The sequence below is a fragment of the Paenibacillus sp. FSL H8-0548 genome (genome assembly GCF_038630985.1).
In the GTDB taxonomy this organism is placed as follows: domain Bacteria; phylum Bacillota; class Bacilli; order Paenibacillales; family Paenibacillaceae; genus Pristimantibacillus.
On the sequence record NZ_CP152049.1, the window covers coordinates 1,071,891 to 1,088,205 of the forward strand.

General features: G+C 45.9%; 11 protein-coding genes. 8 read left to right on the forward strand and 3 right to left on the reverse strand.

The genetic code is table 11. The features are described from left to right. Positions 1-9 precede the first annotated feature (9 nt). From MHI37_RS04535 to MHI37_RS04560, 6 genes are all read left to right on the forward strand, one after another. Positions 10-897, forward strand: a complete 888-nt coding sequence (locus tag MHI37_RS04535) for a LysR substrate-binding domain-containing protein (RefSeq protein ID WP_076337901.1) — start codon at positions 10-12, stop codon at positions 895-897. Positions 898-1,304: 407 nt separating this feature from the next. Beyond that, positions 1,305-2,183: a sugar ABC transporter permease gene (locus MHI37_RS04540; protein WP_076337902.1), complete on the forward strand. Its 879-nt coding sequence runs from the start codon at positions 1,305-1,307 to the stop codon at positions 2,181-2,183. An 18-nt stretch (positions 2,184-2,201) separates the two neighbouring features. Next, positions 2,202-3,032, forward strand: a complete 831-nt coding sequence (locus MHI37_RS04545; RefSeq protein WP_076337903.1) for a carbohydrate ABC transporter permease — start codon at positions 2,202-2,204, stop codon at positions 3,030-3,032. A gap of 79 nt (positions 3,033-3,111) precedes the next feature. Beyond that, positions 3,112-4,440: an extracellular solute-binding protein gene (locus MHI37_RS04550; RefSeq protein WP_076337904.1), complete on the forward strand. Its 1,329-nt coding sequence runs from the start codon at positions 3,112-3,114 to the stop codon at positions 4,438-4,440. Between the two features lie 193 nt (positions 4,441-4,633). Next, the gene (locus tag MHI37_RS04555) at positions 4,634-6,343 is read left to right on the forward strand and encodes a sensor histidine kinase (protein ID WP_076337905.1); all 1,710 of its coding nucleotides are present in this window, start codon (positions 4,634-4,636) and stop codon (positions 6,341-6,343) included. Next, positions 6,321-7,925 (forward strand): helix-turn-helix domain-containing protein, encoded by a 1,605-nt coding sequence (locus MHI37_RS04560; RefSeq protein ID WP_076337906.1) that lies wholly within the window; start codon positions 6,321-6,323, stop codon positions 7,923-7,925. Before MHI37_RS04555 ends, MHI37_RS04560 begins: the two co-directional genes overlap by 23 nt. 38 nt (positions 7,926-7,963) lie before the next feature. Here MHI37_RS04560 and MHI37_RS04565 read toward each other — a convergent pair whose 3' ends face one another. From MHI37_RS04565 to MHI37_RS04575, 3 genes are all read right to left on the reverse strand, one after another. After that, on the reverse strand, positions 7,964-8,809 hold the full coding sequence (locus MHI37_RS04565; RefSeq protein ID WP_076337907.1) for an AraC family transcriptional regulator: 846 nt from the start codon (positions 8,807-8,809) through the stop codon (positions 7,964-7,966). Positions 8,810-8,944: 135 nt separating this feature from the next. Further along, on the reverse strand, positions 8,945-9,712 hold the full coding sequence (locus MHI37_RS04570) for a sugar phosphate isomerase/epimerase (protein WP_076337908.1): 768 nt from the start codon (positions 9,710-9,712) through the stop codon (positions 8,945-8,947). 51 nt (positions 9,713-9,763) lie between these two features. Further along, a complete protein-coding gene (locus MHI37_RS04575; protein ID WP_076337909.1) occupies positions 9,764-10,927 on the reverse strand; it encodes a Gfo/Idh/MocA family oxidoreductase in 1,164 nt (387 codons plus the stop codon). Between the two features lie 225 nt (positions 10,928-11,152). Here MHI37_RS04575 and MHI37_RS04580 point away from each other — a divergent pair, with 225 nt between their 5' ends. Together MHI37_RS04580 and MHI37_RS04585 are read left to right on the forward strand one after the other, a co-directional pair. Further along, positions 11,153-14,887 (forward strand): ABC transporter ATP-binding protein, encoded by a 3,735-nt coding sequence (locus MHI37_RS04580; RefSeq protein ID WP_144023724.1) that lies wholly within the window; start codon positions 11,153-11,155, stop codon positions 14,885-14,887. A 272-nt stretch (positions 14,888-15,159) separates the two neighbouring features. Then, entirely contained in the window at positions 15,160-16,299 is a 1,140-nt protein-coding gene (locus MHI37_RS04585; RefSeq protein WP_076337911.1) for a response regulator, read from the forward strand. Positions 16,300-16,315 lie beyond the last annotated feature (16 nt).

Here is a 16,315-nt window from a genome sequence, read left to right on the forward strand (position 1 = left end):
CGGTGCGAAATGGAACTTCTTCAACTGCAATATTTTCTCGTGGTAGCTCGTTTGGAGCATATGACCGAAGCAGCACGAAATCTACATGTTACTCAATCGTCGTTAAGCAAAACGATTGGGCGTCTGGAGGAGGACCTAGGAGTCCCTTTATTCGATCGAATAGGGAGAAAGCTGCGATTGAATGAGTTCGGAAGCAGCTTCCTTCTCCGTGCAGAAAGGGCTTTGTTTGAATTGGAACAGGGGAAGCAGGAGCTTCGCGATTTATCCAGCCCGGAACATAGCACACTCAAATTGGCGGTGACCACCGCAAGCACATTGCCCAATATTCTTCGAGAGTTTCGGAAAAAGCGTCCCCATATTCAATTTCATGTGCAAATGCTGACCACGCAGGAAATGGTTACGCTTCTTCATAGAGGAGAGGTCGATTTTTGCTTGTCCTCACCTCCTATAGAAGGGGATGACATCGAATGTCAAATCGTGTTTATCGACCCGATTCTTGTAGCTGTTCCAATGGGACATCGGCTGGCAGATCGAAGCAGCATATCCTTGATAGAGCTAAAGGATGAATGGTTTGTCGGTGTAAAGAAAGGCTACGGTACTCGTGATTTGATTGACTCTGTATGCAAATCGGTTGGATTTGTACCTAAATATGTGTATGAGGGGGATGAACCTGCAAGGCTTAGCTCTCTTGTGGAAGCCGAAATTGGCATAGCCTTCATGCCAAGCACGGCAAGGAATTCACAGGAACATATCAAATATGTCCAAGTAGAGGATCAAGAACTGGTACGGGAGATCGCTTTATTATGGCACAGGAGTCGGTACATTTCACGGGCTGCTCAGGAATTCCGTGAGGTAGTTGTAGATTATTTTGGAGAGATATCCAAACAGACCATTTAATTAAGCAGCGGGCGAAAGCCTGCTTCTTTTTTTTGACAATATACCTATATGGGGCGGCCATAGACCAGTCGTCCAAAGCAGCCCACCCTGAGAATACTGCAAAAATAATTTTAAAGCTGCATAAATCGTTGGATGCTTTATGATGTTAAATTGTCGATAATTGGCTTACTACCTCATTAGAGCTCATTTATATAAGTTGAACTTAAAAAATGAAGATTTAGCGAAGCGAGAAGATCGTTCTGGAGAAACGAAGTGTTCGCCTTTGCAGCCTTATTCTCACCTTTAAATGTCTTAGGAAATCAAAGAATCTGGCTGCAACAGCGATCGTAAGAATGATCTACTCGCGTAGCGACCAAAACGTAAATCTCTAGTTCAACTTATATACAAAACAAAGGAGTTGCATAGCCATGAAAACTTGGAAGGAAACAGCAACGGGATATATTTTTATCGGACCCATGATGCTAGGGGTGGTGGTGCTTACCATTATTCCGTTGATCGCTACAATTCTGCTAAGTTTAGTGGATTGGAACTTTGTAAGCGGGCTGAACCAAATGAAGTTTGTCGGTCTGAACAATTTTAGTAGATTGTTTAATGACGATACATTCTTTACAGCATTTAAAAATAATATACTGCTTCTTATCGTCGTGCCTGTCACGATGCTGTTTTCTCTACTCATTGCGATTGTGTTGAACAAAAAAGTGTTTTTTAAAGATGGCTTTAAAGTGATTTACTTTATGCCGTATATTTCCAGCATCGTTGCTGTAGCTGCCGTATGGAGAGTATTAATGCACCCTACGTACGGTCCAATTAATGAATTTCTTAAATCCATCGGTATGGATAACCCGCCTAAATGGTTGGCTGACTCTGATTTCGCCTTATTATCGGTCATGATCATTATGGTGTGGGTTCAAATCGGTTATAACCTGATCATCTATATCGCAGCGCTTCAAAATATCCCGAAGGATCTATATGAAGCGGCGGATATTGACGGTGCCAGTGCATGGGCGCAGTTCCGCAACGTTACTGTCCCTACACTCTCGCCGACATCGTTTTTTCTACTCGTCACCGGCGTGATCAGTTCGTTTAAAGCATTTGACCTCATAGCCGTTCTAACTCAGGGAGGACCAGCCGATTCCACCTCGGTAATCGTTTATTACTTGTATGAAACGGCGTTTATTAATTTGAGATCAGGCTACTCGTCCGCGATGGCTGTGATATTGCTGGCTTTTGTTCTTCTTTTGACAGTCCTTCAATGGCTCGGTCAAAAAAAATGGGTTAATTATTAAAAAAAGGGGGACCATTTCATGCGATCAGATAAACTATCAAAGATTGTCGTCACCATTATCATGGGGGGCATCGGGATCTTTTTCCTAATGCCGTTTCTATGGATGGTTTCCGCCTCGCTGAAGCCGGAAATGGACGTATTCAACTACCCGATTGAGTTGATTCCAACAACTTGGCGTGCCATAGAAAACTATACGGAGGTATGGGCGGGTGAGTTTTCGTTTGCTCTCTATTACTGGAATTCGATCAAGGTTACATTGTTGACAACGGTGACCTCCGTCATTGTATCCTCCATGGCGGGTTATGGATTCTCTAAAATTGCTTTCAAGGGAAGAGAGAAAACATTTCTTGTTGTATTGATCACTTATATGGTGCCGCATCAAGCCTTTCTTGTTCCACAATTTATTATGTACCGCTGGTTCGGACTCTTCGACATGCATCTGGGACTGATCCTCCTAGGAAGCTTCAGCGTTATCGGGACCTTCTTGCTTCGCCAGTTTTTTATGGGCATTCATAATGAATATATCGAATCAGCACGGATCGATGGAGCGGGACACTTCCGGATTTTCTTCAGTATTGCAATGCCGCTTGTCCGACCTGCGATTGCCACGTATGCAATCCTGCGCTTTATCTGGACTTGGAATGATTACCAAAATCCACTCATATTTTTGCGGTCGGAAAGCCTATTTACGATACAGCTTGGGATTCGGAAATTCGCAGACATTAACGGTGAATTCTATTCACTAATTATGGCTGGAGCCGTATCGGCCATTTTGCCTCTGCTCATTATATTTATTATCGGTCAGAAGAATGTCATTGAGGGTATTGCTGCGGGAGGTGTTAAAGGATAAAAGACAGCAGTTTGAAGGAACCAGATTGATAAGTGGATGAATTCGTATTATTAAAATCAAACAAAAGGGGAACAAAACGATGAAACATTGGTCTTATATTCTTACTTCAATTGCATTAATTGTAGGTCTGCTTAGCGGATGTGGTGCTCAGAAGGAGAAGCAGTCAACTCCCGACAATAGCACCAATCAGACTACATTAAAACTTCACTTCTGGTACAATGAAGATCAAGACAATTGGAAAACGGTCTATAGCGAGTTCCAAAAAAAATATCCAAACATTAAGATCGAAGCCGTAACCGCTGGAGACAACAATGCGAATGAATATCTGAAAAGGCTTGATCTTGCCTCCGCATCCGGCGATCAGATTGATATCATGATGTTCTCCAATGCAACCTATTACGCTCAGCGTGCTACAGCCAATATGCTCGAGCCGCTTAACGATTACATCGCAAAAGATGGCTTTAATATGCAAGACGAATACTATATGGATACGACCTATGGGGATACCATCTACGGTCTGCCTGCCAAGAAAAATATTTACTTTGTGATGATGAACAAAAATCACCTGGATGAGGCCGGGCTTTCAGTTCCTAAAGATTGGACCTGGGACGAATTCCTTGATTACTCGAAAAAGCTGACCAAAGGCGAGGGAGCGAGCAAAAGGTATGGATCGTACTTTCATACGTTCTCCCAATACTATCACTTGGCTTTGAGCAATCAGCCGGATGATTACTACCTTGTTAAGTCCGATGGCAAAACACTGAATATCGATAATTCGCTAGTCAGACGTTCGCTAGATATCCGCAAGCAAGCGGAGATGGTGGACAAATCGGCAACGCCGTATTCAGAAACGATGAGCCAAAAGCTGAATTACAGGCCACAATATTTTGGTGAAAAAACAAGTATGATTGTTACGGGCGATTTCATGATTCCTGAAGCTGGCGGATCTGATAAAGTACCGGCTAACTTCCAGACTGTATTCGCTCCTTATCCTAAAGTAAACGAAGCGGATCCAATATCAACTATCACTGCCGGAGATATCATGGGTGTATCCTCGAAATCAAAGCATAAGCAGGAAGCCTATGACTTCGTACGGTGGTATACAACGGAAGGAATTCAGTACCAAGGTAAATATATGTCGGCATGGAAGAAAGCAGATTTAAACAAAGTTATTGATACTTTGATTGCTTCTTCGAAAACACCAGATATGATCGACAGAGAATCTTTAATGTACACGATGACGAATAGCATTCCGCAGCAATACAACATTCCAGCACCAATTAACGAAGAACTCGAAAATGCTTACAAGAAAGAAGTTGAAAAGTTCTTACTTGGAGAAACAGATGTGGACACTACCATTAATTCAGCGGTTCAAAAAGGGCAAGAAATTATAAAGAATAGCCAATAAAACTTCAAATCAACGGTCTTTTCAGATAAAACTGAGCAGACCGTTGATTTTCCTTGTATTTCAGCATGAAAAGCAGCATCAAGAGGAAAGCGGTGCATGAATCGTGAAATGGTTGCGTGGTCTAAAATCTTCATTCCGTAAACAAATTATTTTTACTTCCTTTCTCTGTTTAGTGATTCCTGTCGGGGGCATTATGCTGAATACGAGTTTCTTTACTATTAATTTAATCGAAGAACGAGCCGTACATACAGCATCCGAGTCGTTAGAGGTTACTGAGGCGCATATTTCAAATGTTATGAACAACTTGATAAGGATTACGAATAACATTCAATTTGATGTGGAGATGGGATCGATCTTAAGATCTCCCGTAACGGAAGGCTATAAAGCCTTTGAAATGCAGAAGAAAGTGGAGGAAAAGCTCAGTTCATTCACGTCAGATCATTTCGGAATCTATAGCACGATCCTTCTTGCCGATGATAGATACTATTCGGATTACAGTTATTACGAATATCATCCTTTACGTTTCAAGGAGGAGGCCTGGTTCTCGAATCTTCAATTTAAGGATTCCTCCGATACCTATTGGGTTGGAGTTCACCCGACCTATATAAAATCCGAAAGCAATCGTTATCCATATATGATCACGATTGCACGCACATTGCGCGATAGCTCTTCGAAACCATACGCCTATGTCATTGCCAGCATCCATGAATTACAGCTTCGTTCTATCATAGAACAATATAGCGATAGTCAAAATATTATGCTGCTTTCCGAAGATGGTACTATCCTATCAGCTAGCGATCATATAGGCGAGAAATACCCTCAATTCGGAGAATGGAATCAATCAGGCGATGTAACGGTACGCGAGTCTGACGAAGAGAAACAGATTGGGGTCATGAAAAATCTCCCTTTTGCCGGTTGGAAGCTGATTAGTCTTACTCCCTACAAGAATGTTACCACTCAAGTTAATACGATCTTCAAATCAAATTTTTTGCTCCAAATCGGTTTTGTTATTTTGTTTTTATTGATTCTCATTTATTTATTGCGCCAATTTACGAAGCCCATTGTCAGGCTAGTCAAGATCGCAACGAATATTGAAGCGGGTAATTTGTCCATGCGATCTAACATCAGTGGACCGGATGAATTCGTGAAGCTCGGCCGATCATTTGACACGATGCTGGACAGCATTGAGTTGATGATAAAACAGATTACTTATGAACAGGAATTGAAAAGAAGAGCGGAATTAGCGATGCTGCAGGCTCAGATAAATCCACATTTTTTATTTAATATATTAAACGCTGTCCGCATGCGAATCATTCTGAGGGGAGATCGTGATAATGCCAATATTATTAGTTCATTATCGCGTTTGCTTCGTCAAACGATCAATGGTGACCTCGAGTTCATCACCCTGAAGGAAGAAGTGGATCTTGTAGAGGATTATATGAAATTAATGCTGTTTACCTCTAAGAATCCATTTCAATATGAGATTGAATTAAGCTCTGAATCGTTGCTCGAGTCCGTTCCGCGGTTTATTCTGCAGCCGATTATTGAGAATTCTTTAATCCATGCTTTGCAGCAGAGCAAAGGAAAGATCAGTATCCATGCATGGAAAATGCAAGAGAAGCTAGTACTAGCCATTCAGGACGATGGGATTGGAATGACCGCAAGTGAGTTAGAGATTTTGCGAAACAAACTTAAATTGGGTGTTGAAAGTGGCAATGTTCGAGCAAAAAACAGCAATGGCATGTCAGGCATCGGTTTAATCAATGTATACGAGCGGTTGAAATTGGTATATGGACAAGGGTTTCTAATGGAGTTAGAGAGCGAACCGGGAAAGGGAACCATGATCAAATTAGTTATACAGGAGGGAGAAGATAAAAGTCATGTGGAAGGTTATGCTGGTTGATGATAGTTATCCCGTACTTGAATTCTTATCACAACTCATTCCTTGGGATTCATTGGATATGCATGTGATAGGCCAACATCAAAACGGCTTGGAAGCGCTGGAGCATTGCAAGCTCGATATGCCTCATCTTCTGATTACGGATATAGGGATGCCAGTGATGAACGGTTTGGATCTGATCAAGGCTGTTAAAGAAATCGATCACCGAGTGCGGGTTATTATTTTGTCATGTCAAGATGATTTTCAATATGCCCAACAAGCCATCAAGCTAAGCGTAGATGAATACGTGTTGAAAGAAACGATGGAGCCTGAAACGATGATCGAGCTGATGGAAAACGTACACTTGCAAATGAAACAAGAAAACAAGGAACGGTCGAGTCAAGAGCAGCTGCAGATCTTGATGGACCGAAATCATTCATCATTAAAGGCAAGCTTTATTCGTTCGACTGTATCAAATCCTCTAGTCGATCCTAAACGATGGCTTGCTGAAGCGCAGGGGTTTGGAATTGATCTGGAAAAGCAGAGCTATTTGCCTGTCCTTTGTTACGCTAATCATTTCCGAGAAATGAAACAACGCTTTCAAACGAAAGAGCTATTTACTTATGTTCTTGAAAGCGGTTTATATGAATTAGTTGATGCAAGGGTGCGCGGAGTGACCTTTCAATATTCAGTCAATGAAATCATTTTGCTAGTTCCTCTGCAAGGAAATTTTGGGGGTAAAGCCGTAGATGAGGTATTTCTTCATTTGCGCGCCATACAAGAGGAGTTTAAATCTGATTTAAAAATGAATCTGTCCTTCATGATTTCTAAACCAGCTCACTCCCCTCAAGAAATCAAATATAATGTGAAGGAATTAACGGAGAGCAAGGACTTGCGTTTTTATGCTGCGGGGAAAACGATTTATCATTGGTCTGCGTTTCGAGACTCTAATGATGATATCTATAAAAATTATTCAAAAGCATTGGATGAATTCAAACAACTCATTGCAGAATGCGAGACTGATCGGGTGAAGGAGATACTACACGACTGGGAGCAATGGATCAGATCGCACTATTTTAAAGTGGAGGAAGTTCGGGGCTGGGTGATTAAGCTTTTGTCCGATATCGACCTGAAGTATCGTTCGCAGCAGCAGTTTCAATATGTTTATTCTACAGAAGCGCTTCATAACACTCTCCTCGAGCTAGAATCGTTGGAAGAGTTGTTTATATTTGTGCAGCATTTTATTATGGAAAAAATCGATTACGTCGCCAAAACACAACACGAAAGTCAAAGAAAAGAAGTCATTGAAGCTAAACGTTATGTGAGAACACATTTGTCACAGAAGATTACGATGGATGAGGTTGCCCGCATGCTTCATCTTAACGGAAGCCACTTCAGCCGGATTTTCAAGATGGAAACAGGAGAGACCTTTATCGAATTTGTCACGCGGGCCAAGATGGAGCAGGCACAGGAGTATTTGATACAATCCGAAAAAAGTGTAGAACAGATTGCCGAAATGGTGGGCTATGAGAATACAAGCTATTTCATCAAATTGTTTAAATTATCGTCGGGAATGTCTCCGGTTGAATATCGAAGGCTGAAGTAATTAATGAAGTGGGGACCACTTCATTATCCAGCACGAATCTAAGCTTCGTGCTTCGACTTCTTGTACTGTTCCGGCGTAACGCCGGTCTGCTTCTTGAATACACGGCTAAAATGGGCGAGATGCTTGAATCCGACCCTATAGCAAACATCTGTGACGGTCAGCTTTTTTTGCAGAAGGAACAAAATTTTCGCTTGATTGATACGACGCCTGTACAGAAAATCGAATATGGTAATACCGGTTACTTCTTTAAACAATTTGGATAAATAAAATTTACTCATATGCAGGTGTTCTTGAAGCTGCTCTAAGTGGATGTCCTCCATATAGTTGTTCTCGAGAAACGAAATGATGCTTTGCACCGTCATCGCCTTTTGTGATGGAAGCTCTCCACGATCTTTAAGCGGTTTTTGGCAGTATTCGTAAATGAGATGCAGCAGATCGACAAAGGCCAGACGGAACCGGCTATAGCCGATAGGATCTTTCTGAGCTAATCGTTCGTGCATGCGCAGCAGTATTTCTTCGAATTCTTTTTTCTCTTGGCCCAGTAAGCGAATCCGGTAATTATTCAATTCCTGAAACGGCTGCAAAATATTTAATGAGTAGAGCGGTTCCATGAATCCCTGCAGCTCCGCAGGTTCAAAATGAATGATCGAGCGAACATACTCGACTTCGGGGTCGATATTCGCGCAATGCAGCGTCATACCGTTCAATAGGATAAGATCGCCCGGTACCAGCTCGTAAATTTTATCGCCAATTAAATAATTGCACTTTCCGCTATGAAAATAATAGACTTCGTAGAAATTATGAGAGTGAAAAACGGAATTGATTGCTCTGTTGTTGATATAACTGAAACGGATCTTTTCTGGGTAAGGTGCAACAGATTTCATACAAAAAATTCCTTTCCTTTAACATTCACGATGGGGAAGGCAAGTACTTCGCTAATATGCTCCGCACCGAGATAGCCATAATAAAGTCGCCGTTTGGCCGCGACTGGCTTACGGTGCGGAGCTCCCATTACTAGCTTAAGCCTTTGCGCCGAGCTCTATCAAATTATTAAAGCTGATTGCCAAGCTTTCAAAAGGATCGCGTCCGTAACAATTGTCTTGTTCAACGGGGGCCCATTCTATTCCAACACGTTCACAGGCCTCTAATATTGAAGGATAATTCATGTTTCCTTCTCCGACCTCGGCAAAGCGGCGCTCTCTGTCACTAGTTACTGCAAAATCCTTTAAGTGTACGAGTGTCATGCGCCCTTTAAGCTTGTGAAGCCATTCTATCGGATCCGCTCCGCCCGCTTGAACCCAAAATAGGTCGATTAGGAAGTCTACAGCTTCCTTATCCGTCTCCTCCATAAGGATGTCCATTCCGGTTTTTCCATCAAATTTTGCAAACTCGAACTCATGGTTATGGTAAAAAAAACGCAGTCCTGCCTGGTTTAGCTTTTTTCCAATTTCCGTCGCTTCTTTGGCAAAAGCGGAATAGCCTTCCTTGCTGCTGCGGTATTCTAGCGGCATAGCACCTAATCCTACATATTTGCAGTCCCAAATCTTATGCTTTTCAATGACAGCATCCAGATTGCCAGTTAAGTCTGCGAATGGAATATGAGTCGCACAGATTGTCAACTGCTCCCGATCCGCAATTTCTTTCAATTCCTTATCGCCAATAGGGCCCAGACCAGAAGCTTGAATGGCATGATATCCAATTTGTTTAACTTTTTTTAGACTGCTTGCAATATCCTCGGGGGTTTTCAAAAAATCTCTAAGTGTGTAAAGCTGTGCTGCTATTCTCATTTTTTCACCCGTTTCAAGTTTTTTTAAGATGATATTGTACTATCTTGCTGCTTAATGTGAACCAACCACGTCAAGCGTTTGATTATTACCGGTTTTTTTGGCTTTTGAAGATTGTTGGATTTTTTCCTGCAGCAGCTCATAAAACAAATCTTCATCGATAGGTGTATCCACCCAATTGTCAGTCCAGGTCGAAAGCAGCATGGCATTGGAGAGAGTCAGGCCATTGATGCCTTCTTCACCGGGAGCAAGCAGCGGTGTTCCTTTCACAATGGCATTTACCCAGTTCTGTGTAAGCTCTTTGTGGCCATGGGGTTTATTTTCAATCGGAATATCACATTTCCAGCATTCCGGCTGTCCAAAACCTCCCGTAAACGTTCGGTTAAATTCAGCTTCCGACTCACGTAAGCGCCAAAACGTCAGTTGATCGTTTTCGACCACGATTTTACCGCGGTCTCCCGTCACTTCAAAACGATTGGTTCCCGGAGCCTCGCCAGTTGTCGTTACGAACACGCCAGTGGCTCCATTCTCGTACTCTACAAATGCGGTGACATCGTCTTCCACTTCAATGTCACGGTTTTTACCGAAATAGCAGAATGCCCGGATGCGTTTAGGCTTAAGCCCTGTTGTCCACTGCCAAAGGTCGAGCTGATGCGGATCCTGGTTGATGAGTACCCCGCCGCCTTCTCCTTCCCATGTCGCGCGCCAGTCACCCGAATCGTAATAGCTTTGTGAGCGGTACCAGTTCGTGATGATCCAGTTTGTCCGGCGTACTTCTCCAAGCTCTCCAGACGAAATCAAGTCCTTCAGCTTGGCATAAAGCGGATTAGTGCGCTGATTATACATAATGCTGAACACTTTGCTAGACTTGGCTGCAACTTCGTTCATCCTCCGAACTTCCTTCGTATAGACCCCAGCAGGCTTTTCAATCATGACATGCAGATCTTTCTCTAAAGCCTTAATTGCGAGTGACGGGTGACTGTAGTGTGGGGTAGCGATAAGTACTCCGTCAAAGCTGCCGCTGCTTAAAAATACATCTATGTCGTTGAACAAAAGAACCTTATCGCCCCATTGCTGCTTAGCCCACTTCAAACGTTCGGGAGCGTTATCGCATATAGCTGTAAGCTCTGCATTCTGCACTTCATTTTGAATCAAATACGTGGCGTGTTTCACACCCATATTCCCAAGACCGATGATGCCAATACGTAATTTAGTGATGATCCTTCATCCTTTCAACTTATGGAAATAGTAACGTTTTCAATAGGTTAATCGTAACATGAATCGCTGCGTATCCTATTCACTGACGTTGATCAAATTCGCTCAGAATTTGATTCTCGTTGTTTAACGGGAAACGAGTGGAGTGCTTATTATTGAATGTCCAATATTTTCTTGTTATAATTGAAAATAATTATCATTATCATTGAAATTATACTAATTTAGGGAGTGATCGTCACGGAATCTAAAGCGATACAAGCCAAACGAAATTCGGCGCCGAAGGCCGATAAAATCAAACCGCCTTCCCCCATATCCCGCTTAAAACCTTTCCTGCTCAAGCGGAAAGCGGTGCTGGCCGGCTCGATTGCGACGGGCGTTGTTGCTACCCTGATGGGTCTTATTCCTTACTGGGTCATCTATCGGATCTGCATGGGGCTGACGAACGGCAGCTTGCTCGGCGATCTAGCGCAATTGCTCGCGCTTGCTGGGACGGCTTTGTTTGCGATTGCGCTCAAAGGGCTGCTGACGGCGTTGTCGACAAATTGGACGCATCGCGTCGCCTACGACGTGGTGTATGAGGTCCGCATGGCCTTGGCGGATAAGCTGGCCAAGCTGCCGCTCGGCTACTTCGATCGGACGGACAGCGGTAAGATCAAGCACACGTTGAATGAAGACGTGGAGCAATTGGAGGAAGGCCTTGCCCATCTGCTGCCGGACATTACGGCAAGCACGGCCTTGCCGATACTCTCCTTTGCCATCATGTTTGCGATGGATTGGCGGATGGGGCTGGCCGTGCTCGCTTTCATCGGTGTAACGGTGGGCGGTTACTCACTGGTGATGACCTATTTGAAACCGCTGCAAGCCGGATACGGCAAGGCTGGGGCGGCGGTCAGCAGCGCTATTCTTACTTATGTATATGGAATGAAGGTCATTCGCGCCTTCTCCCGCACCGAGTTGGCATTCGAGAGCTATGCGAAAGCGGTACGTGAATTTTCGGAGACCTCTTCCCGAATCGAAAGCAAGGGGATGCCGGCCAAAACGATTGCAGTGCTGCTCTCGCGGACGACGCTGCTGATTGTTGTTCCTTCAGGAATATGGTTGATCGCGCAGGAGCAGCTTACGGTTCCTGTACTTATCTTTTTTATCCTCATGTCTTTAGGCGTGGGGACGGCTTTATTCAAAATGCTCCGTTCGAGCGGCATGACGGCCTTTCGTTTGGCTGCATCGCTCAAAAATGTTAGCAAGATGCTGGAGGAACCGGAAATGGCGTCGGCCGATCGGCCGCAGACACCAAAGGATGCGACCATCCGGTTTCAGGATGTGACCTTTGCGTACAACAAGAAAGCGGTGCTTAGCGATGTATCGTTGGAAATTCCCGCGGGAACTATGACAGCGCTGGTGGGTCCATCCGGAGCGGGGAAAACGACGATAGCCCGCTTGCTGCCCCGTTTCTGGGATACGGACGGCGGCAGCGTGACCATTGGCGGCGTTGATGTGCGAGAGATGAGCGAAGAGCAGTTGATGTCGCTCGTATCGTTTGTGTTTCAGGGCGCTTACTTGTTCCAGGGAACCATCATGGATAATATCCGGCTCGGCAAGCCTGCCGCTACGGACGAGGAGGTCATGGCTGCGGCCCAGCGGGCTGGCTGTCATGCGTTCATCGAACAATTGCCGCGAGGCTATCATACCGCTGTCGGTGAAGGCGGCATGGCGCTCAGCGGCGGCCAGCGGCAGCGGATCAGTCTCATTCGCGCCATACTGAAAGATGCGCCAATTATCGTGCTGGACGAGGCGACAGCGCTTGTTGATCCGGAGAACGAAGCCCGCATTCAGGATGCGCTGGCAGGGCTGCTTCATCCTGCCGACGGCGAACCCAAGACGATTCTTGCGATCGCCCATCGGCTTGGCACCGTGGTGCATGCCGACCAAATTGCCGTCATTGACGAGGGGAGTGTCTCGGCTGTCGGGACACACGGGGAACTGCTGAAGAGCAGCGAACTGTATCGCCGCCTTTGGGAGGCATATGAGGCTGGGACAGAGGATTTAGAAGAAGATCAGCCTGCTCCAGGCGCAGTGGTTGAAACAGCGATGTCCGCCTCGGATTCGCCGTTGCGGGCCGAGGCGGGTGCTGAGACGGCTGCGGATTCGCAGCCATTCGGCGTCAAGCAGGGCGGAAGCAAACCGGCGTCAGACGATCCTCACTGGCATTTGAGTGAGATGTCTGAGCTTCGGCAATCGCTGCTGCTGGCAGGCGAGAAGGGTAATCAGCTGCGAGGTGCGCTCGTTTTTTCCTTTTTTGAGAACGTGTTTACTGCGCTTGGATCGATTGCAGTGGTCGCCGTCTTGTATTATTTACTTGCCGGTCAACTCGACGAGGCGTGGCGCGCGGTGGGTTGGATGGCGTTGATGTTTGTCGGTCAAGCGCTGTTTTATTTCCTGACGAATAAATGGTCTTTTCCATTGTTCGGCCATTTTCTGACGCATATTCGTCTGTATTTGGGTGACCGGCTGCGCAAGGTGCCTTATGGCTTTTTCCTGCAAAAGGATGCTTCGGTCCTGGAATCGCGGGTGAAAACCGACGCAGGCAGCTACATCTATGTGCCTTCCATCGTCATCGGCTTGATTAAGGCTTGCGTCATTCCGCCGCTGATTCTAATTGCGATGTTGTGGATTGATTGGCGGCTTGCATTGGTTTCGTTGGCAGGGGTGCCGCTCAGCGTTGTCTCGGCATGGCTTGCGGAACGGAAGCTGAAGGGAATTATGCAGAAGCTGTCGCTTGCACGACAGGCAGCCAACAGCCGAATTTTGGAGTATATTCGCGGCATAGCTGTCATCCGTTCCTTCGGACTGGCCGGTAGCCGGATGCAAAGCTATGAGGAAACGATTCGAAAATACAGAGATGCCAGTATTGCGATTAATCGGGGGCTGACTCCGTATACGGCCGTATACAATATTTCGTTCGAGCTGGGCTTGGCGCTGGTCTTGATCGTCGGCGGGGTGTTCGCGGGGCAAGGTACGCTTGAACCGGCCAGCTTCATGGTGTTCCTTGTATTGGCCATTTGCTTCTATGAGCCTTTGCCGCTGATGGATTATGCCCTGTTTAAGCGCATGTTCGCGACGACGGTGCACCATATGAACGATATTATCCAGGTCGAGGATATGCCGCTTCTGTCGTCGGAACGCCGGCCGATGCAAGGCTCCCAGATTGCGTTCCGCGACGTGACCTTCGGCTACGGAGATAAGCCGGTGCTGAGCGGCCTGAATCTGGTCATCCCGGAGAAGGGGACGACGGCGCTTGTCGGGCCTTCGGGCGGGGGCAAGACGACGCTGCTGCATTTGATTGCACGCTTCTGGGATGTGCAGCAGGGCGCAGTGACGATCGGCGGCGCGGATGTACGCGGCATGAATTCCGATGAATTGATGCAGCAACTGGCTTTTGTGTTCCAGGACGTGTATCTGTTCAACGACACGGTGGCGAACAATATTCGATACGGCAATCCGGACGCCAGTATGGAGCAGGTGGAGGATGCGGCCCGCAAAGCCCGCTGTCACGATTTTATTATAAAGCTGCAGGACGGCTATGATACGGTGGTGGGTGAAGGTGGTGGGCTGCTGTCTGGCGGTCAGCGCCAGCGCATCTCGATTGCACGGGCAATACTCAAGGACGCGCCGATTATTTTGCTGGATGAAGCGACATCCAGCGTCGATCCGGACAACGAACGGTACATTCAGGAGGCGTTCGCGGAGCTGGCCCGCGACAAAACAGTCGTCATTATCGCCCATCGGCTGCATACCGTTCGTCGTGCCGACCATATCGTCGTGATCGACGACGGCAGGGCGGTGCAGTCGGGCACGCATAAGGAACTGCTCGCGAGCGGCGGCATTTACCGCCGTTTCTGGGAAGAGCGTCGCAGAGCCCAAGGATGGGCGCTGCGCAGAACGCCTGAAGAAGTTAAAGCTTAGTCATTGCAAATCCGGCCGGGATTGCCGCTTTTTGGCGGTCCCGGCCGGAGGTCTGTCAGGGTCGCCCCATCCCCCATGAGTTCCTTCGTTTCTAAACCTCCAAGAATTTTCTGTGTGCCTTCCGAACTTTCCAGAATCATGATAAAATCAAGTGAATTTTCCATTGCCAGATCGATTGCAGCTTTGTGAAGTTCAAATCTGTAATTGATGTCATACGTTTTGTACGGCCCCGTTTTGCTTGAAATATAAGAAGGTATAAGGAGACAAGCTTGATGATTCGTGTAATGCTCATAGATGATGAAGAGGATGCGCTCGATTTATTGGAAATATTGCTTAGGCAAATTGGACATGTAAAGGTCGTCGGAAGATATGTCAATCCGATTCAAGCGCTTGAAGCTTTGAGCCAATTTCCCATTGATGGGGTTGACGCTGTGTTTCTCGATAACCAGATGCCTGGCATGCGGGGGACGGAAGTGGCGAGAACAATCAGGAAAACGCGCCCCCAAATGCCCATTGTATTTACAACGGCATATGCAGAGTATGCAGTCGAAGCATTTGAGATTCAATCGACTGATTATTTGTTGAAGCCATTTACGATAAAGCGATTGCAAAAAGCGGTTGCTCTTATAAAACCACATGTATCTGAAGCTGCTGTTCAGGCCCGTCCGAAGGACGGCACATTCCCTCATATCCAATTTTTTGGAGGCTTCCACATTCAGTTATCGGATAATAAGGAAAAAAGGCTTGCATGGAAAACGAAGAAGGAAAAGGAGCTTTGCGCATTTCTGCTCCATTATGAAGGACGGCCTGTGAATACGGCTTCAATTATTGAAGCGTTATGGCCGGAGTATGATCTGAACAAAGCGAAAACCTATTTGTACACATGCATGTCTTATTTAAGAAAGAGCTTGACCGATAACAACATCCCGATCAGCATACAGAAGGCTGACCAAGGCTTTGTCTCTGAATTGAATGGCATAACGTCCGATGTGATGGAATTCGAGACGCTGCTGAACAGTATGATATCCGATGAGAGATATGATGAACGAATGTATGACAAGATGAACGCCATGTATAAGGGACCTTACATGGAGGCTTGCGATTTCAAATGGGCGGATGTCAGACAGATGAAAATAAACGCCTCGTATATTCGCGCGCTTCGCAAATGGCATGAATATTTTTATAAGAATGCCAATACGGCGCTTGCGCTCGACAGCATGCAGCGGCTTCTGTCAATTGAGCCTGATTCAGAGGCGGACGGGCGCAAGCTGATTAAGCTGCATCTGGAGATGGGCAATCGCAATGAGGCGCTGCATGTATACTTGCAATTGGAACAAGCTGTGCGTGTTCAACTGGGCGCCGCGCTGGAGGAAGCGACGCTTCTTCTGTATCGGCAAGCTATTAATCAATAAGAGTAGGAGAATACGA

Excerpts from the sequence above, each read along its gene's own strand:
- MHI37_RS04535 (WP_076337901.1), top strand. The coding sequence starts at position 10 with ATGGAACTTCTTCAACTGCAATATTTTCTCGTGGTAGCTCGTTTGGAG.
- MHI37_RS04540 (WP_076337902.1), top strand. The coding sequence starts at position 1,305 with ATGAAAACTTGGAAGGAAACAGCAACGGGATATATTTTTATCGGACCC.
- MHI37_RS04545 (WP_076337903.1), top strand. The coding sequence starts at position 2,202 with ATGCGATCAGATAAACTATCAAAGATTGTCGTCACCATTATCATGGGG.
- MHI37_RS04550 (WP_076337904.1), top strand. The coding sequence starts at position 3,112 with ATGAAACATTGGTCTTATATTCTTACTTCAATTGCATTAATTGTAGGT.
- MHI37_RS04555 (WP_076337905.1), top strand. The coding sequence starts at position 4,634 with ATGCTGAATACGAGTTTCTTTACTATTAATTTAATCGAAGAACGAGCC.
- MHI37_RS04560 (WP_076337906.1), top strand. The coding sequence starts at position 6,321 with ATGTGGAAGGTTATGCTGGTTGATGATAGTTATCCCGTACTTGAATTC.
- MHI37_RS04565 (WP_076337907.1), bottom strand. The coding sequence starts at position 8,809 with ATGAAATCTGTTGCACCTTACCCAGAAAAGATCCGTTTCAGTTATATC.
- MHI37_RS04570 (WP_076337908.1), bottom strand. The coding sequence starts at position 9,712 with ATGAGAATAGCAGCACAGCTTTACACACTTAGAGATTTTTTGAAAACC.
- MHI37_RS04585 (WP_076337911.1), top strand. The coding sequence starts at position 15,160 with ATGATTCGTGTAATGCTCATAGATGATGAAGAGGATGCGCTCGATTTA.